This window comes from Sphingomonas sp. CFBP 8760 (assembly GCF_014841615.1).
Lineage (GTDB): Bacteria > Pseudomonadota > Alphaproteobacteria > Sphingomonadales > Sphingomonadaceae > Sphingomonas.
In genome coordinates this window covers 144,588-163,270 of sequence record NZ_JACYUG010000006.1, presented here as the reverse complement: position 1 = coordinate 163,270, position 18,683 = coordinate 144,588, and the positions used below count along the sequence as shown (strand labels likewise).

Annotated in this window: 12 protein-coding genes; 6 read left to right on the top strand and 6 right to left on the bottom strand. The window is 69.1% G+C overall.

The features are described 5' to 3' along the window. Nucleotides 1-13: 13 nt before the first annotated feature. On the bottom strand, nucleotides 14-1,954 hold the full coding sequence (locus IFT82_RS10195; RefSeq protein ID WP_244646653.1) for a glycoside hydrolase family 97 protein: 1,941 nt from the start codon (nucleotides 1,952-1,954) through the stop codon (nucleotides 14-16). Between the two features lie 180 nt (nucleotides 1,955-2,134). On the opposite strand from IFT82_RS10195, the gene IFT82_RS10190 reads away from it, so the two are divergent. Further along, nucleotides 2,135-4,597: a glycoside hydrolase family 3 protein gene (locus tag IFT82_RS10190; protein ID WP_192126315.1), complete on the top strand. Its 2,463-nt coding sequence runs from the start codon at nucleotides 2,135-2,137 to the stop codon at nucleotides 4,595-4,597. 73 nt (nucleotides 4,598-4,670) lie between these two features. Here the strand turns inward: IFT82_RS10190 and IFT82_RS10185 are convergent, their stop codons facing one another. From IFT82_RS10185 to IFT82_RS10165, 5 genes are all read right to left on the bottom strand, one after another. Further along, on the bottom strand, nucleotides 4,671-6,299 hold the full coding sequence (locus IFT82_RS10185; RefSeq protein ID WP_244646652.1) for a DUF5597 domain-containing protein: 1,629 nt from the start codon (nucleotides 6,297-6,299) through the stop codon (nucleotides 4,671-4,673). A 162-nt stretch (nucleotides 6,300-6,461) separates the two neighbouring features. Beyond that, the gene (locus IFT82_RS10180) at nucleotides 6,462-8,060 is read right to left on the bottom strand and encodes a family 43 glycosylhydrolase (RefSeq protein ID WP_192126311.1); all 1,599 of its coding nucleotides are present in this window, start codon (nucleotides 8,058-8,060) and stop codon (nucleotides 6,462-6,464) included. A gap of 129 nt (nucleotides 8,061-8,189) precedes the next feature. Continuing rightward, nucleotides 8,190-9,671, bottom strand: coding sequence for a hypothetical protein (locus IFT82_RS10175; protein WP_192126309.1), 1,482 nt, complete (start codon nucleotides 9,669-9,671; stop codon nucleotides 8,190-8,192). Nucleotides 9,672-9,701: 30 nt separating this feature from the next. Beyond that, complete coding sequence (locus IFT82_RS10170) at nucleotides 9,702-10,862, bottom strand: sensor histidine kinase (protein WP_244646667.1); 1,161 nt, start codon at nucleotides 10,860-10,862, stop codon at nucleotides 9,702-9,704. Nucleotides 10,863-10,878: 16 nt separating this feature from the next. Further along, a complete protein-coding gene (locus IFT82_RS10165) occupies nucleotides 10,879-12,132 on the bottom strand; it encodes a sigma-54-dependent transcriptional regulator (protein WP_342355089.1) in 1,254 nt (417 codons plus the stop codon). 168 nt (nucleotides 12,133-12,300) lie between these two features. On the opposite strand from IFT82_RS10165, the gene IFT82_RS10160 reads away from it, so the two are divergent. From IFT82_RS10160 to IFT82_RS10140, 5 genes are read left to right on the top strand one after another with little or no spacing between them, the layout of a single operon-like run. After that, nucleotides 12,301-13,536 carry an efflux RND transporter periplasmic adaptor subunit gene (locus IFT82_RS10160; protein ID WP_192126305.1) on the top strand — a complete coding sequence of 412 codons (1,236 nt, stop codon included), beginning with the start codon at nucleotides 12,301-12,303 and terminating at the stop codon, nucleotides 13,534-13,536. Between the two features lie 11 nt (nucleotides 13,537-13,547). Next, nucleotides 13,548-14,225 (top strand): ABC transporter ATP-binding protein, encoded by a 678-nt coding sequence (locus IFT82_RS10155; protein ID WP_192126303.1) that lies wholly within the window; start codon nucleotides 13,548-13,550, stop codon nucleotides 14,223-14,225. A 25-nt stretch (nucleotides 14,226-14,250) separates the two neighbouring features. Beyond that, nucleotides 14,251-14,982, top strand: a complete 732-nt coding sequence (locus IFT82_RS10150) for a head GIN domain-containing protein (RefSeq protein ID WP_192126301.1) — start codon at nucleotides 14,251-14,253, stop codon at nucleotides 14,980-14,982. Nucleotides 14,983-15,014: 32 nt separating this feature from the next. Continuing rightward, complete coding sequence (locus IFT82_RS10145) at nucleotides 15,015-17,429, top strand: ABC transporter permease (protein WP_192126299.1); 2,415 nt, start codon at nucleotides 15,015-15,017, stop codon at nucleotides 17,427-17,429. After that, entirely contained in the window at nucleotides 17,422-18,669 is a 1,248-nt protein-coding gene (locus tag IFT82_RS10140) for a TolC family outer membrane protein (protein WP_192126297.1), read from the top strand. Before IFT82_RS10145 ends, IFT82_RS10140 begins: the two co-directional genes overlap by 8 nt. Nucleotides 18,670-18,683: the final 14 nt, after the last annotated feature.

Here is an 18,683-nt window from a genome sequence, read left to right as displayed (position 1 = left end):
GCGGCTCCGGGCATCAACGAAGGGGGGCGATGATCGCGGCCGCCCCACCGGCGGCGGCAAGGTTCAGCGTCAGCGTGTCGCCCGCCTGCACGGTGGACGACGAGGCGGCCAGATCGGTCGGCACGGCGCCGTCGCTCCACAGCCGCACGCCATGGCGGCCCGGTTTCAGGAATGACAGCGGGATCGTCATCCGCCGCGCGGTATCGGTCATCGCGCCGATATACCAGCGATCGCCGCGGCGGCGGGCGACGGCGATCGATTCACCGATGCTGCCGGTCAGGAAGCGCGTCTCGTCCCACGTCGCCGGCACCGCCGCGAGGAAATCGAGCCCCGGCTGGCCGCGATAGGCATCGGGCGTATCCGCGACCGATTGCAGCGGGCTTTCATAGACGACGTATTTGGCCAGTTCGGCCGCCCGCGTCGTCTGCGTCTGCGGGCCGGTGGCGGCGATCGCGAAGGTGGCGGGCGTGTGGTTGCGATAGCCGCCGGGCGTATAGTCCATCGGCCCCGCCAGCATCCGCGTATAGGCCAGCGTGATGTTGTGGCGGGGGGTGATCCGCTTCGTCCACTTGTTGTATTCCGCGCCCAGCACGCCTTCCTGTGTCAGGTAGTTCGGCCACGTCCGCGTCATGCCCCAGGGATGCGTCGCACCGTGCAGGTCGAGCAGCAGGCGATGCCGCGCGGTGGCGGCGGCCAGCCGGTGGTAGAAGCCGATCATCGCCTGATCGTCGCGGTTCATGAAATCGACCTTGATCCCCTTCACCCCCGCCGCCGCGACGAACGACAGGATCTTTTCCATGTCGCGGTCGAGCAGCTGCCAGTGCATCCACAGGATCAGGCCGACCCCCTTGCCACGGGCATAGGATACCAGCCCCGGCAGATCGATCTCCGCCACCGGCACGGTCGGGTCTGCACCGGGATACAGCGTGCCGCCACCGCCGCTGTTGATGTACCAGCCCTCGTCCACCATCATGTAGGGCAGGCCGAGCGAGGCGGCGAAATCGATGAAGCCGCGCTGCGTCGCCGCGTTGGAACCGGCCTTCGGCACCCCCGCCAGCATCGGCCCCGACCACCAGTCCCATGCGGTCTTGCCCGGCTTCACCCAACTGAAGTCGCCTTTGGGGGCGGGGTTCAGGCTGGTCAGCAGCGTGTTCTCGATCAGCTTGCCCGCGACCGGCGCGATCATCACGACCCGCCAGGGCGAGACGACGCCGTCGCCGACATCCAGCTTCACCGCGATGGCGGGATCGTCGGGCCGTGGCGACAGGCGGGCGGCGACGCCGGTCGCGCCCGTCTCGGTCCCGGTCAGGTACATCGCCGGCCAGTTCTCCACCGCGGCTTCCGCGATGGCGATCGTCGGGCCGCCCTTGCCCGTCTCGCAGACCAGCGGCAGATCGTAGAGGTGGTGCGGCCGGATCGCGGAGGCCCGAACCGGATCGTATTCGCCCTCATGACCGGTATCGAACCGCCCGAGATTGAGGCCGGTGCAGGCATAGTCGTCGGCGAAGGCGAATTGGGTCAGTTCGTTGGCCAGGCGCAGGCTGGTCAGGTTCGGCTGGCGCGGCACGGCATAGCGCAACGCGACACCGGTGTCGTAGGCGCGCACGACCAGATCAAGGCGTCGGCGCTGGCCGTCCCGTTCGGCGAAGCGGACGACGATCTGGTTGTAGCGGTCGACGACCGTAGCGACCTTGCCGGCGGACAGCGTGTAGCGATCGGTGCCCTGGCTGCGGCTGGTCGCGGTGGGGCGCAGTCCGTTCGCCAGCTTGGCGTAGCGCTCGAACTCCAGGCCCAGCGTGGACGGAGCGATCACCGGTCGCCCCGCCACCGCGACGGTATAGGTCGGCTGATCGGCTTCGTTCGTCCCCAACATCACCGTGATCCGCCCGTCGGGGGAGGCCACCGACTGTGCCGCAGCGGGGGCGGCGGCCAGCAGCGCGACGGAAAATAACATCGGTTTCCCGTATATTGCCATGATATCCTCTCGACGGCGATCTGCCGGCAAGCGATCGTCTGGATGCGGCAGGAAGCACAGCGGGCAGAAAAAGCCAAATTGAAATATGTATTATTGACACGACGCGTGCTGCACGGCTTGGTCCGGCCGCCGCTGTTCGAGACGGCGAGGGAGAGTGGAATGCGGATGGGCTTTGGTACGGCGGGCGCGGTGATGGCGCTGATGGCGGGAACGGTCCCCGCACTGGCACAGACGCCGGCGGGCTCGGCCGTCGCCAATCCCGCGCAGTGGCCGGCGCTTCGCATGAGGCTCCAGCGCGATCCCAAGGTGGAGGCGCGCGTCGACGCACTGCTGGCGAAGATGTCGATCGAGGACAAGGTCGGGCAGTTGTTGCAGGTCGACATCGCCAGCATCGAGCCACGCGATCTGGAGACGTACAAGCTCGGCTCGATCCTGAATGGCGGCAATTCCGCGCCGAACAACGACGAGCGCGCGCCCGCGCCCGAATGGCTCAAGCTGTTCGACGCGTTCTACGACGCGTCGGTCAAGCGCACCGACGGGCGCCCGGTGGTGCCGGTAATCTGGGGGACGGACGCGGTCCACGGTGCCAACAACATCGTCGGCGCGACGCTTTTCCCGCACAATATCGGGCTGGGCGCGATGCGCGATCCCGCACTGATCCGCCGGATCGGCGCGGCCACCGCCGCGGAGACGGCGGCGACGGGCATCGACTGGAGCTTCGCGCCCACCGTCGCGGTGGTGCAGGACGATCGCTGGGGCCGCACCTACGAAAGCTATTCCGAGGATCCGGCGATCGTCGCCTCCTATGCCGCCGAGATGGTCGAGGGCATTCAGGGAACGATCGGCAAGGACTTCATGAAGCCCGGCCACGTCATCTCGTCGGTGAAGCATTTCCTGGGCGACGGGGGCACCGGCGGCCGCGACCAGGGCGATGCACGCGTGCCCGAAGCGGTGCTGCGCGACGTCCATGCGGCGGGCTACATGACCGCGCTGCCCGCCGGGGCGCTGACCGTGATGCCCAGCTTTTCCAGCTGGAACGGCGAGAAGATGACCGGGAACAAGAGCCTGTTGACCGGCGTGCTGAAGGAACGGTGGGGCTTTCAGGGCTTCACCATCGGCGACTGGAACGCGCACGGACAGGTGACGGGCTGCACCAACGAGGATTGCGCGCCCGCGATCAACGCCGGGCTGGACATGTTCATGTATTCCGGCCCCGGCTGGAAGCAGCTTTACGCCAACACGCTGCGCGAGGCGAAGGACGGCACGATCCCGGCCGCGCGGCTGGACGATGCGGTGCGCCGCATCCTGCGCGTGAAGGTGCTGGCCGGCACGTTCGAGGCGGGACGCCCGTCGTCACGGCCGCTGTCGGGCAAGTTCGACCTGCTGGGCGCGCCGGAGCATCGCGCCATCGCGCGGGCCGCGGTGCGTGAATCGATGGTGCTGCTGAAGAACAACGGCAGCGTGCTGCCGGTGAAGGCGGGGGCGAACATCCTGGTCGCCGGGCGGGCGGCGGACGATATCGGCGTCCAGTCCGGCGGCTGGTCGATCACGTGGCAGGGCACCGACGTCACCAACAAGGACTTTCCCAACGGCGAATCGATCTGGTCGGGCATCCGGAAGGCGGCGACCGCGGGCGGCGGCACCGCGACGCTGGCGCCGGACGGCCGCTTCACCAAAAAGCCCGATGTCGCGATCGTCGTGTTCGGCGAGACACCCTATGCCGAATTCACCGGCGACCGTCCGACGCTGGAATACAGCCCGGAAGACAAGGGCGATCTGGCGATGCTCAAGCGGCTGAAGGCGGCAGGGGTGCCCACGGTCGCGGTGTTCCTGTCGGGGCGGCCGTTATGGGTGAACCCCGAACTCAACGCCGCCGATGCCTTCGTCGCGGCGTTCCTGCCGGGTACGGAGGGCGGCGGCGTCGCCGACGTGCTGGTCGCGGGCAGGGACGGACGCCCGGCGCATGATTTCCGCGGCAAGCTCAGCTTCTCGTGGCCGAAGCGGCTGGACCAGTACGTCCTCAACCGGCGCGATCCCGGTTACGATCCGCTGTTTCCGATCGGCTATGGCCTGACCTATGCGGCGAACACCCCGCTCGCCCAGCTTGACGAGACGAAGCCGAAGGTGACCGCAGGCGACCAGAACGCGCTGTTCGTGCGCGGCCGGATCGCGGCCGGCGCGCGCTTCAACAGCGGCGGCCCGCTGGCGCAGACGCGGACCGACCGCAATGCGCAGGAAGACAGTCTCCGCCTCGTCTGGAACGGCAAGGGATCGGGTGAGGCGGCGATCGAACAGGCGATGCCGATCGACGTGACGCGCGAATCGAACGGCCAACTCAGCCTGATCGTGGATTACCGCGTCACCGCCGCCCCGACCGCACCGGTGACGCTGGGCATGGCGGATACCGCGAAGACCGCGACCGTGCCGCTGAACGGCGCCCTGGCGAAGGGCGACTGGACCACCATCGCGGTGCCGCTGCGTTGTTTCGCCGATCAGGGGCTGAAGATGGGCACCATCGTGAAACCGTTCGTCCTGACCACGGCGGGTACGCTCGGCATCGACGTATCGGCCGTCCGGATCGGCAGTGCGCCGGCCGGACCGGTGACGTGCGGCGTCAAATAGTCCGGTGGCAGGCGACGCGGCCGAGATCGCGTCGCCTGCCCCTGCCGACCCGGCGCAGAGCCGGGATCGAACGCTATCGGTAGGTCCCCATCGTCACCCGGATCAGCATCGGCCGGGTGAAGTTGAGACCGTAATCGGTCTGGTCGCCGTTCAGGACGCGCAGGCGGCGCCAGGTACCGGCGGCGTCATAGCTGCCCTCCTCGACACGCAGCAGTTGCGATGAGTCTCCCTTGACCGGCGTGGCGAGGTCGAGACGGACGCGCACGTCGGAACCTGCGATCAGGAACTCGTCGGGTGCAAGCTGGATGACGGCGGCGCCGCCGACCGGTTGATCCTTCGTGGGGTGGGGATCGGTCTTCAGCCAGGGCGAGTCCTTCTCGCCGAACTGCCACAGGCCATATTGGGTCGTGACGCGCCAACGGCCCATCACCATGGTCTGGTCGCCGCCGTCGGCGGGCTTGGCGCTGCCCCAGGTCGGATGCGCCAATGCCAGCCCGGCCCATGTCGAGGCGATCGGCGCGATCAGCGCGTATTTCTCCGCGAACGCCTCTACCGTCGCGGCGTCGACGACCTTCGTACCCAGCGGATAGTTGACATAGCCGGTATCGTCGAAGCCGAACGGCGCGAAACCGATCCCGCCCCGGCCCAGCACCGTCCACAGGAAGCGGGCGTAATCGGCGGCGTTGCCGGTTTCGGGCACCATCAGCGCATTGTCCGGCCGGTCGTACAGCCGCAGATATTCGGCATAGGCGCGGGCATCGCGGTTGTAGATGTCCGGGGCGACCAGATCGAGATGCGGGGCCGCGGCCTTCCACGCGTCGATTACCGGCCAGTTGGGGCCGCCGCTGGCGCCGCCATCCTCGCCCGGGGTCGCGAACGGACTGCCGACCGCGGCGTTGGTGTACATCGGCACATCATGCACGGCCCGGCCGGCGGCGGCGATCTCGTCGATATAGCGGCCGACATGCCAGCTGTTGAACGCCGCCTCGGCCAGCTTGCCATAGGCTTCGGTCCAGCTGCCCCGCTTGCGCAGCGCGGCCGGCACCGGCCCCCGGAACAGCGCCTGTGCGGCGGGCGCCATGTCACGGTTCTGACCATAGACGCCGCTCTCGTTCTCGACCTGCACCATGATGACGCGGTGATCGGGATCGGCATCGCGCAGGTGGCGCATCAGCGCGACGAACGCACGCTTGTCCGCCTCCAGCGTGGTGCGGGAATGCGGCGACAGCGCGTAATGCGTGCTGCCGTCCGCCTTGCGCATCCGTGGGAAGCGTCGGCCATCGGTCTTCACCCAGGCGGGGACATAGCCGGGGCTGGTGTTCTTCCACGTCCCGAACCACAGCAGCACCAGCCGCAGGTTCCGCGCGCGGGCCCCGGCGAGCAGGGCATCGACATAGGTGAAATCGAACCGGCCCTCGACCGGTTCGACCTGTTCCCAGGCGACCGGGATTTCGAGCGTGTTGGCGTGCAGCCGCTCGACCATCGGCCAGACCTTCGGCAGCATCTCCGGATAGTTGCTGCTGTTGTTCGCCTGCACGCCCAGCATCAGGAACGGCGCGCCATCGACCATCAGCGCATGGCGCCCGTCGCGCGATACGATGCGCGGCACAGACGATGTGGCCGGCGCGGCGATGGCGGGCATCACCGATGCGGCGCAGGCCAGCGCCGCGACAAGAGCCCGTTTTCCCCGGCTGGTCATCATGCCCATCATCCCTGCTCCCAAGTCCGTTGCGGACGCGTCGTCGATGGTCCGCCACCACCGCCAGCCCGTGTCCGTCGTTAGAATGATGGCGCTACCATCATGTCCCGCGAGTGTCGAGAAGGCCGGATGCCATGCCCGGACCGAACCTCCATGAGGGACCCGCTATCGCAAGGCGCGGAACCGGAAATCCCGGAAGCGTGCTTCCCCCGCACCGGCCGAATAGAGGCCGGGCCGCAGCATCAGGAAACCGCCGCGGACATTGTGGTGATAGCCCGATACCTCCATGCCGCGGTCGAACCGCCGCCATGTGCGGCCACCGTCGCCCGAGGTGTGGATCGCGACGATGTGCCGCTTGTTAGCGATGCGGATCGTCATGCGGCGGCCATGCAGGTTGGGCGGGCGCCCGCGCTCGATACCGTATTGATGGGTAACGAAGCGCTGCTCGTCGAAACCCAGACCGCAATAGAGTTTGTCGTCGTAGAACAGGACGAGGCCGGCTGTGCCGCCCGGCGCGATCTCGACATCGCACTGGAATTCGTAGGATTGATCGCCCGCGATCAGCATCAGCGGCGAGGAATCGACCGGCGCCGTGCCGCTCGCCTTCAGCACCAGCGCACCCTGATCGATACGGACACGATCGGCTTCGGCGGGGCCGGGGCGGAAGAAATTCCACTTGGCCCCCAGTTTCAGCGGCGCGGTGAAATCGTCGGAGAGCGGCTGGCCATGGGGGCCGGCCTGCCCGCCGCCGGGTTTGGGCAGCGGTTTCGACAGGTCACCGCCGGTCATCCGGAACCAGCCGTCTGCCGTCCAGCGAACGGGATCGAGCAGCACCTGCCGCCCCAGCGTCCAGAAGCCGTTCTCGTAACCGTGATAGACCGACCACCAGCTGCCATCGGGCGCCTCGACGAGGCTGGCATGACCGCGCGACCACCATTTCTCGTCCATCGAGACGGTGCGCACGATCGGGTTGCCGGGATCGTTCGACCAGGGTCCGTGGATCGAGCGCGCGCGGGCGACGATCACCATATGCCCGGTCGGCGGCCCGGCGGTGCCGCCGACCGCCGTTATCATGTAGAACCAGCCGCCGTGGCGGTGGATCTTGGGTCCTTCGGGGCTGAACCCCTCGACATCCCAGTCGTCGGGATAGCGCCACGGATCGTAGACATGCTCCACCTTGCCGACCGTCGACAGGCCATCGGCGGACAGCCGGATACGGTCGCCGCCCGACAGGAACAGCCACCGCGAGCCATCCTCGCCCACCGCATGGCAGGGATCGATATGGCTGTGGAGTCCGAGGCTCACCGGATCGGACCACGGCCCGTCGATATGGTCGGCGTGGATGACGAAGACGTCGTTCCGCGGGCTCGCCTTGACCGGAATGTAGAGGAAGTAGCGGCCATCGTGCTTTTCCAGGCTGACCGCCCAGACCGAGCCGATGTTGCGGGTGAGCGCGGCGGTGCGCGGGCGCCAGTTGACGAGATCGCGGCTGTGCCAGATCGTCAGCCCCGGATAGCTGTCGAAGCTGGAGAAGGTCATGTAATAGTCCGCGCCGTCCTTCAGGATGGCGGGATCGGGCCGGTCGCCGCCGATCAACGGATTGAGGAAGCGGCCGTCGCCGAGGTCGGCGATACGCTGGCCTTCATATCCCCCGCGCCAGGTCGGCCCGGCGGGACCTGCCGCCGCCGGCGTCCCGGAGACCAATGCCGCGCCGCCGGTCAACGCCGCCAGTGCGAACGCGTCGCGCCTGTTCAGATCGGTCATGGAGTCTCCCGGTTCATGAGGGGGGCTGGTCGATATGGATGACAGCCTGTCGCGGCCGGGCACGTCACGATGCGGCTGGCGCGACCCCGTGGCATGGATGTCCTGATCGAGCGGGCAGGCGACCGGTCGTCATCGGCTCGCGGTTTCGACCGGCAGGCGATCGAGCATATCCCGCGCCGTCTCCACCTGCGATCCGGCATGGGGCGAATAGGCGAGGGGCGCCAGCACCATCCGCGCTTCCTCGAAGCGCTTGTCGGTCACCAATTGGGTTGCGAGGCGCAGGCGCAGGCCCGGGTCCTGCGGGGCGATCTCGAACGCGCGTTCCAGGCCGTCGACCGCCAGCCTGGTCGGTGACTGCTGTCCGGCGATGAAGCTGTCATAGTAAAGCATCAGCGGCAGGGGGTTGTCCGGCTCCGCCTTGTTGGCGCGGCTGATCGCGGTACGGATCGCCGGCCAATCGGCGCGTGCGCCATGATCGTCGCGGCGGCGCATCACGCTATGCGCCCGCGCCAGCAATCCGGCCGGGGAGTCCGGCCGTGTCGCCAAGGCCCGGGCGATGGCGGCATCGCATGCGTCGAGTTCCCCCGCCATCGCCTCGGCATCGGCCAGCACCAGTTGCGCATCGGGGTCGTTGGGGAATGGCGCCGCGGCGCTGCGCGCCAGCTTCACGAACGCCGCGGCGTCCGGCCGCAGCACGCCGCGCTTCAGCCGCATCCGGAGCGGCAGGACGGCCGCGGCGCCCGGCGACAGGCCGACCACCTCGATCCTGCCGCTCGCCACCGTGGCGGGCGGGATGCGGATATAATCCAGCTTGCGGCGTTCATAGGCGTTCAGTTCGCGACCGAGGACATCCGGATCGCCGAACGCCGCCTGTGCCGCCTCCTGCCGCGAGGTGCCGTTGTTGATGGCATTGAGATAGCGGGCAAGCTGCCCTTTCCGCGCATCGGCGAAGAAGAGATAATGGGTCAGCAGCCACCCCGTCGCATAGAGCGATGCCTTCTCGCGATCGTTCAGCTTGCGCTTGTCGTCGGCCAGCATCGTCGAAAGCGGCAGGGCATCCGGCCGGGCCAGCGTGCGGGCACGGTGCTGGGCAGGCAATCCGATCCCGATCGCGCCGTCCGCATCGAATTGCGCAGCCGACGCGAATTCCGCGAAACCCTCGACGAACCATACGGGATAGGCGGCGGCGAAGTTCTCCAGCAGGAAATGATGGGTGTACTCGTGCAGCAGCACCGTCATGGGATCGAGCGCGCCACGGCCATCGTTACCCGCGAAATCAAGGCTGGGGGTGACGATCAGCGAGTGCGCCGCGCGTGGCCGGTAGAAACCGGCGGCCCAGCTATTGTCACCGCCCAGCAGCTTGCGGACGGCCGACGTGCCGCGCACCACGAAGATGGTGACGCGGTTGGCGGGCGATACGGGCGGATCGTCGACCTTGCGGAGACGGCGCAGCGCGTGGTCGAACCGCTCCAGCTTGTCGGCATAGGCCGCCAGCGCCTTGGGATCGTCCTCCGAATAGATCGTGAAATGGGGGCTGCGGGCCTCATGCCATTCGGCGAGGGCCGCCGTCGGCGACATGGCAAGTATCAGCGCCAACATCGTTTTCTTCATCGGCCACCGCTCTCCCTTATCGACCGGAGGCTAGCGGTTCGCGACAGGGGGAACAAGCCGGGCAGCGATCGCGGGTTTGCCGGCTCCCTGACGGATATCCGGAAGCACGAGCCGGAATATGGTCCCCGACGTCGGCAGCAATGCCAGCGTGCCGCCATGGGCCAGCGCGATCTGTCTGGCGAGGGTCAGACCGACACCGGTTCCGTCGGGCTTGGTGGTGTGGAACGGACGAAAGATGTGGGTCGCCTTGTCGCGGGGGACGCCGGTTCCGTTGTCCTCCACCTCGATCGTCAGCCCGGCGTCCTCCGTGTGCAGGCGTAGCGCGACCTGCGCGGGGGTCGCCGCGACCGCGGCCTCGGCCGCGTTCTGGAGCAGCGCCCACAGCGCCTGATTCAGTTGATCGCGATCGAGCGGCCATTCCGCTTCGTCCGCCGCAACCGACAGCGCCACCATCGGCCAGCGCCCCGCGAACAGCCGGGCAAGATCGTCCGCCATGTCGGTCAGGCGCACCGGCCGCCGCACCGGCGCGGGCAGGCGGGCCAGCGTACGATAGGCTTCGGTGAAGCGTTGCAGCCCGTCCGCCCGGCGGGCCAGCGTGCCGACGATCTCGCGCAGCAGCACCGCGTCGACATCGGCCCGTGCCAGCACTGCCACGCCGCTTTCGGCCAAGGATACGATGGGCGCGAGGCCGTTCAGCAGTTCGTGGCCCAGCACCTCGATCAGGTCGGCGGTCGCCCGCGCCTCCGCGGTCCGTTCCTCCTGCTCGATGTCGATCAGCGCGGCGACACCGCGCCCGTCGGGCAGCGCGACGCGATCGATCCGCCAGTGCCGGGCCTCGTGGCGGAAATGGGTGACGGCGGGGTCGGTCAGCGCGGCGGGCACGGGCAGGATGCGGTCGTCGGTCGCGAACAGGCGCCGTGCGGCACGGTTTAGCGCGCGCGCCGCCGCCCCCTCGATCGCGAGCAGCGGTGTCGGCGCCGCATCGAGCAGGACGCGCAGGGCCATCGCGTCGGCATCCGCAGGGGTGGCGGCGGGTGGCGGGGCGATGCGCGGATGCACCACGGCCCACCAGTTGAGCACGCAGAGCCAGATCGTGACGAGCATCGCCGCCGTCAGCAGTCCCCACAATCCGTCCGCCCATGCGATCGCGCCGGCCACGCCGCAGCCGACGAGACCCAGCGCGCCCACCATGGCCGGCACGCCGCGCCTATAGTCCATAGCGTGCCATTCGCCGGTAGAGCGCGCCCCGGCTGAGGCCCAGCGCCGCCGCGGCATGGCTGACATTATGGCGGTGTTCGCGCAACGCGGCCTCGATCATCGTCTTTTCGGCGTCGGTCAGGTCGAAGTTCGCATCGGGGGTGCCGGTGCCGATGGCGGCGCCGGCGGTTTGAACGGCCGTGGGCATGGCGGGCAGGGCAAGGGCGGCGGCATCGACGGTGCCGTCGCCCGACAGCAGTACCGCCCGTTCGATCGCCAGTGCCAGCCCGCGTACCTCGTCCGGCCAGCGGGCTGTGTGGATCGCCGCCTCGGCCGCCCCGGTCAACCGCCCCTGCGGCTTCCCGAACCGGGCCGCGGCGATGCGGGCGAAGTGGCGGGCGAGCAGCACGGCATCGTCCTGCCGATCGGCGAGCGGGGGCATCGCGACCTCCACCGTCGCCAGCCGGCGGTACAGCGCCGGCACGATCGGCGCGATGGCGTCGGCGATCGCGATGCAGCGAAGCGCGGTGGGGATACGATCGAGCAACCGCGCCTGTGCAACGCCATCCAGCCGGTCCGGATGACGCAGGATCGCGGTGCCGCCGGCGTCGTCCAGCCGCTGCCACGCCGCTTCGTCCCGCAGGTCGATCCGGGCCGGAGCGGTGTCGGCGTGCGGGGAGGCGGCATGGATCGCCAGCGCGGCCAGCGTCCGGCCGCTGCCGGACGGACCGGTGATCGTGACGCTGGCCGGGGTCGGTCCGATCCGGTGGACCAACGTGCGCAGGGCCTGCATCGCCGCGCTGTCGCCCAGCAGTCGCGGTGGCTCCGCCATGAGGTCGGCAGACGGGGCGGCCTGCATTCCCGGCGGGGCGGGTGCGCCGCGGGCGATCGCGGCCTCCACCTTGGCGACCAGTTCGGCGTTGCGCCACGGCTTCATCGCGAAGTCGCGCGCACCGGCCTGCATCGCCGCCACCGCGATGCGGATGCCGCTGTGCGCGGTGATGACGACCACGCAGGCGGCGGGGTCGTCCGCGACGATCCGGGCAAGACAGGCCAGCCCCTCTCTGCCGCTCGATTCGCCCGTGCTGAAATTCATGTCGAGCAGGATCGCGTCGTACCGCCGCCGTGCGAGGCAGGAATATGCCTCCTCGGGGCCGTTCGCGGTGTCGAGGCGGTGGCCGGCCATGCGGAATGCGATCTCCATCGCCCGCGACACCGCCGGGTTGTCGTCGACCAGCAGAATCGCCCGGCTTGACGGCACCACGGGGTGTCCATTCGTGGACACTGTGTCCATCGGCGGACGGTCGTTCGACCGGCCATTGGGTAAAAATCGTTCGTTCATGCTGGTTTAGGCTTTTCGATTGTTCCGGGCGACACTGTCCGCATGATGACCGAACAGCCCGTACACGCAACCGCTTCTCCCGGGGCCACGATGGATCGCCGGATCGAGCGCCCGCCGACGCCGTGGTGGCGCCGCCGGACCACGGTGCTGGTGGCGCTGGCGGTCATCGCGGCGGTGCTGGCCTGGCGGCTGCTGCCGGCCAGCGGATCGACCGATGTCGCCGCCGCCGATCTGGAAACCGGCATCGTCGAACGGGCGGCGTTCGCCGATTACCTGCCGGTCCGCGCGACGGTGGCACCGGGGGTGACGACGCTGGTGGGGGTGCTGTCGGGCGGGCAGGTCGAACGATTGCTGGTGCAGGACGGCGCGATGGTGACGGCGGGCCAGCCGCTCGCCACGCTGGCCAACCCGACGCTGAAACTGGAGGTGCTGACCCGCGAGGCGCAGATCGCCAGCCAACTGGGCGGCGTCGCGGGGGAAAGCCTGGGGATCGAACGCAACCGGCTAGACCGATCCGCACAGATCGCGCAGGCGAATTACGATCTCATCAAGGCGCGGCGCGAACTGGACATCCGCCAGCAGCTGCACGACCGTGGCTTCGTCTCCGATGCCGGCGTCAAAAGCTTTGCCGAGGAGACCGCCTATCAGGAGAAGCGCCTCGCCCAGCTGCGGTCGGGTGGTGCGGCGGAGGCGCGGATCACCGCGACGCAAGGGTCGCGGCTGAACGACACGCGCGAGCGGCTGGAGAGCAACCTGTCGGCGGTCCGCTCCGGCCTCGACGCACTGGTGATCCGCGCCCCGGCCGGTGGCCGGCTGACCAACTTCATCATCCAGCCCGGCCAGACGCTGAAGCCGGGCGATCCCGCCGGTCAGGTCGACAGCGAAGGATCGTGGAAGCTGGAGGCGGATGTCGACGAGTATTTCCTCGGCCGCGTCCGTGTCGGGCAGCCGGCGAGCGCCGGTGACGCGCGCCTTGTCGTATCCAGGGTATTGCCGGCGGTGAAGGACGGGCGTTTCCGCGTTGAACTGACCTTCGGCCGGGCCGCCCCCGCCGGCCTGAACCGGGGGCAGACCCTGGACATCCGTATCACGCTGGGCAGCACCGCGCCCGCGCTGGTCGCGCCGGTCGGCGGCTGGCTGGAGGCGGGGAGCGGTACGTCGGTCTTCGTCCTCGACGCCGATGGCGCCCATGCCCGGCGGCACGCGGTGAAGACCGGTCGGCGCAACCCCGAACAGGTCGAGATCCTGTCGGGCCTGAAACCCGGCGACCGCATCGTCACCAGCAGCACCGCGTCCGTGAAGGGCGACATCCTCAACCTCCGCTGAAGGGCATCACCATGATCCGTCTTGAGAATATCCAGCGCCGCTATGTCTCCGACGAGGTGGAGACGACCGCGCTTCACGACATCGACCTCACCGTGGCGGCGGGTGAGTTCCTCGCCATCATGGGGCCGTCGGGCTGCGGCAAATCGACGCTGCTCAACATGCTGGGAACGGTCGACCGGCCGACCGGGGGGCGATACCTGTTCGGCGACCTGGATCTCGCCGCGCTGGAGGAAAAGGCGCTGGCGAAGTTCCGGGGCGCGACGCTGGGCTTCGTGTTCCAGAGCTTCAACCTGATCGACGAACTGACGATCGAGGAGAATGTCGCGCTCGGCCTCGCCTATCGCAAGGATGCCGGGGGGCGACGAAACCGGGTGGCTGCGGCGATGGACAAGGTGGGCATCGCCCACCGCGCGCGCCACTACCCCCATCAGCTGTCGGGCGGCCAGCAACAGCGCGCCGCCATCGCCCGCGCGATCGTCGGCGATCCGAAACTGATCCTCGCGGACGAGCCGACCGGCAACCTCGATACCGCGAATGGCGAGCAGGTGATGAGCATCCTGACCGGCCTGAACGACGAAGGGGCGACGATCGTCATGGTCACCCACTCCCCCAGCCACGCCGACATGGCGAAGCGCCGGATCGACATGCTCGACGGCCGCATCGTCGCCAGCGCGATGCGCGCGATCTGATCCTCCCGACAAAGGAAAAACCGACATGACCCGTCCTTTCGCCATCGCCGCCATCGCCGCGACCTGCATCGCCCTTTCCGGCTGCGTCATCGCGGTGGAACGTGCCGCCATCGCCGGACCGGCCACACCGGCGGCGGGCGAGGCGCAACGGCGTTTCGATGTCGCCGGTTTCGAAAAGGTCGATCTCGCCTCGTCCGACCGGGTGGTGATCGTGGTCGCCGACCGCTTCGCCGTGACCGCGGCCGGCGACCCGCGTGCCGTCGCCGCGCTGGCGATCACGGTCCGCGACGGCATGCTGCGCGTGGACCGCATCCCGGGGCGGTATCGCGACCGGGGTGCCACCGTCACCGTGACAATGCCGGTGCTGCGCGCGGCCTCGCTGTCCGGTTCGGGCAGCCTGCGGGCCGATGGCGTCACCGGCCCCGGCTTCGTCGGTGAACTCGCCGGATCGGGCAGCATGACGCTGACCGGGCTGACGGCGGCGTCGGTACGGCTGGATCTGGGCGGATCGGGGTCGATCGTCGCGGACGGCCGGACCGATGCGGTCGACATCGATCTCGGCGGGTCGGGCCGGGTCGATGCGCAGGCGCTGGCGACGCCGATGGTCGCCATCGACATGGGCGGATCGGGATCGATCGTCGCCGCGGCATCGCGGGCGGCCACGATCGAGGCGGGCGGTTCGGGCACCGTGCGCGTGACCGGCGGCGCGCGGTGCGATGTCCACAAGAGCGGCTCCGCCATCGTCCGCTGCGGCTGACGACCACTTTCCTCCGGTACGGACCATCCGCGATGAACCACTTCGCCTTCCTGTCGCTCTACCGCTCGCTGACCCGCCACAAGCTCTACGCCGCGCTCAACATCGGCGGATTGGCGGTGGGGATCGCGGTGTTCCTCATCCTCGGCCTCTATGTCCGCTTCGAGACGAGTTTCGAAAAATGGCTGCTGCGCCACGACGGCATCTATCTGGTGCAGACGGACTGGAAGGCCATCGATAGTCCCTTTGTCGGCAAGTATCCGAACACGATGGGTGGCCTGCTGGAGCAGTTGAAGGAAGACTTTCCAAGCCTGGTCGGCACGCGCATCAACGGTGGTGAGGCGAGCGGCACGGTGATCCGCGATAGCAGCGCGACGACGGAGGACGTGGCCCGCGTCGATGCGGATTTCTTCAAGGTGTTCGACCTGCCGATGATCGCCGGCGACAAGGCGACCGCGTTGGCCGATCCGGCATCGATCATCATCAGCCGTTCGGCGGCGCGCCGCTATTTTGGCGAGGGGAACCCGATCGGCCGGACCATGACGCTCGCGTTCGAAAAACCCGGCCGGTACCGGGTGACCGGCGTCTTCGAGGATCTGCCGCGCAACACCGATCTGAAATTCTCGATCGTGGCGCGGCAGGGGCGGGATGCCAGCGACTGGTGGTATCGTTGGGGCTCGACGTCGCTGTTCACCTATCTGCGGTTCGATAATCCCGCGGACGCCAGGGCCTTCGAGCAGCGGATGCCCGCCTTCGTCCGGCGGCGCGGTGCTACCGATATGGGTCCCGATGTCGCCAACCAGATCGGTCTGGCCTTGCTGCCGATCGTGCGGGCGCATCTGGAACCGGAAGGCAAGGCCAGTGCTGCCAAGAAGCTGACCATCGTCACGCTCGGCACGGTCGGGATGCTGACGCTGCTCATCGCCATCGTCAATTACGTCAATCTGGCTACCGCCCGGGCTGGCCTCCGCGCGCGGGAGGTGGCGATGCGCAAGGTGCTGGGCGCCGATTGGGGCATGCTGGTGCGCCAGTTCCTCGGCGAGGCGATGGTGACGGTGGCGATCGCGGCCGTCGCGGGGCTTGCCCTGACCGAACTGGGATTGCCGCTGATCAACGCGGCCGGCGGGCTGGCGCTGGATATCCCCTACCGGCTGGTCGTGCCGCTGCTGGTGGTGCTGACGGTCGTCGTCGGGATGCTTGCCGGCTTCTATCCGGCGCTGTTGCTCGCCCGGTCGCCGGCAAGCCAGGTGCTGTCGTCGGCGCGTTCGCCGGGCGGCGGGCAGGCGGGGGCGCGGGTGCGCAAGGCGCTGGTCGTCTTTCAGTTCGCCCTGGCGATCGCCTTCATCGTCGGCACGCTGGTGCTCGTCGCGCAGACCCGGCACGTGCGCAGCACCGATCTCGGTTTCCGGCGCGACGGTTTGCTGGTGCTGAACGGTTTGAGCGACGACAGCCTCGATACCGGGCGTCGCCGGGCGATGCTCGACGCGTTGCGGCGGCTGCCGGGGGTCGGGGCCGTAACCACCGCGAACAGCGCGGTCGGGAACAACGGCTCCAACAATTTCGATAACGTCGACGTGCCGGGCAAGCCAAAGCCAGGGCCGTCGCTGCGCTCGATTGAGGTCGGTCGAGACTTCTTCCGGACCTATGGCGCGCGACTGATCGCCGGTCGCCTCTTCGATGACGCGCATCCGGCCGACGATACGAGTATGCTTTCGAAGGGAGGTACCCGCAACATCGTCATCAACCGCCTCGCGGTCGCCAAGCTCGGCTATGCCTCGCCACAGGATGCGGTGGGCAAGACGGTCGGCGGGGGAACCAAGCGCACGATCATCGGGGTCGTCGACCAGCTGCGTTTCTATTCGCCGCGCCTGCCGGACGACCCCACCTACTATGTCTATCATGGCGACGTTGCGCCCTATCCGATCATCACGCTGCGCTTCACCGGCGAAACGCAGACGGTCGTGGCGGCGGCCAAGACGCTGTGGCAGCGGATGGGGCCCCTGATCCCGTTCAACGCCAAAACCGGCGTCCAGGCGCTGGCGACGTTCTACGAGGCGGACGAACGTGCGACGCGGCTGTTCGGGATCGGCGCCGGTCTTGCCGTGATGATCGGCTGTGTGGGTCTGTGGGGGCTCGCCTCGTTCAACACCGCGCGGCGGATCAAGGAGATCGGCATCCGCAAGACGCTGGGCGCTTCGTCGGCGGATATCGTGAAACTGCTGGTCGGGCAGTTCCTGCGCCCGGTGCTGATCGCCAACCTCGTCGCCTGGCCGCTGGCGTTCGTGGCGATGCGGACATGGCTGGCGGGGTTCGACGACCGGATCGCGCTGTCGCCGCTCTACTTCATCGGCGCCAGCCTGCTCGCCACCGTGATCGCGGTGCTGACCGTGCTCGGCCAGTCGCTGCGCGCCAGCCGCGCCGCACCCGCCTGGGCGCTGCGGCATGAATAGGTGGATCGCCGCCGCCGCGGGGCTGTGCCTCGCGATGCCCGCCCCGGCGGAAACCCTGCGCGAGGCGATCATGGCCGCCTATGCCACCAATCCGCAGCTGGCGGCGGCACGCGCCCGGCAGGAGGCGTTGGCGGAGACGCCCGAACAGGCCCGCGCGCTGGGGCGTCCGACCCTGTCCGCCGACGCGGGCGCGGGCTATGATCGACTCGGCTATGGCCGCGCGGGGTCCGCCTCGGTCAGTGCGGCGCTGCCGATCTGGACCGGTGGGCGCGTCCCCGCCGCGGTGCGCGCCGCCGGGGAGGATGTCGCGGCCGGGGCGGAGGAACTGCGCGATGTCGAGGCCGCGATCCTGGAGGGGGTCGTCACCGCCTATGCCGACCTCCTCTACAACCAGCAGGCGGTGGAGGTGGCGCGCGTCGGCATCGAGCGATTGGATGCGCAGGTGGCGGAGGCGCGGTCCCGATTCACGCTGGGGCAGGCGACGCGCACCGACGTGGCGCAGCTGGAGGCGCAGCGCGCGACGGTCGTCGCCAATCTCGCCGATGCCGAAGGGGCGCTGGCGACCGCGGCGGCGGCCTATCGTGCCGCGGTGGGGCAGGATGCGGGCGCGCTGTCGGCGGAGGCGATCATGCCCGCCGCCTTGCCGGCCGATCGCGAACAGGCGCGGCGCGCGGCGGAGGCGGCCAATCCGCTGCTGCTCCGGCAACGCCGTGCGGTGGCCGGGTCGGTCGCCCGGATCGATCAGGCCCGCGCCGAGCGTGCGCCGTCGGTCGATATGGCTGGCAGCTATGGGCGCGGTGCCCGCCTGTCGGCCGGCGACATGCGGACTTACGACAGCGCGGCATCGGTCGGCCTGTCGCTGCGCCTGCCGCTGCTGACCGGCGGTCTGGTGCCCTCGCGCGTCCGCCAGGCGGAGGCGGTCAATCGCGCCGAACGGTTCCAGGTCGATGCCGCGATGCGTGAGGCGGTGCGCGCGGTAGACGCCGCCTGGGCCGTCCTGGGCGCCGCCCGTGCGCGTCTGGACGCGACCGCCACCGGCCTTGCCGCGGCCGACGTGGCGCTGAAGGGCGTGCGCGCCGAATATGGGTTCGGGCTGCGGTCGACGATCGACATCCTCGTCGCCGACCAGAGTTTCCGGGGCGCGCAGCTGGCGGTCGCATCCGCGCGTGCCGACGTGCTCGTCGCGCAGGCGCGGATGCTGCGGGCGGCGGGCCGTCTGGACGTGGACGCCTATGGCTGATCCCGCCGCCCGTC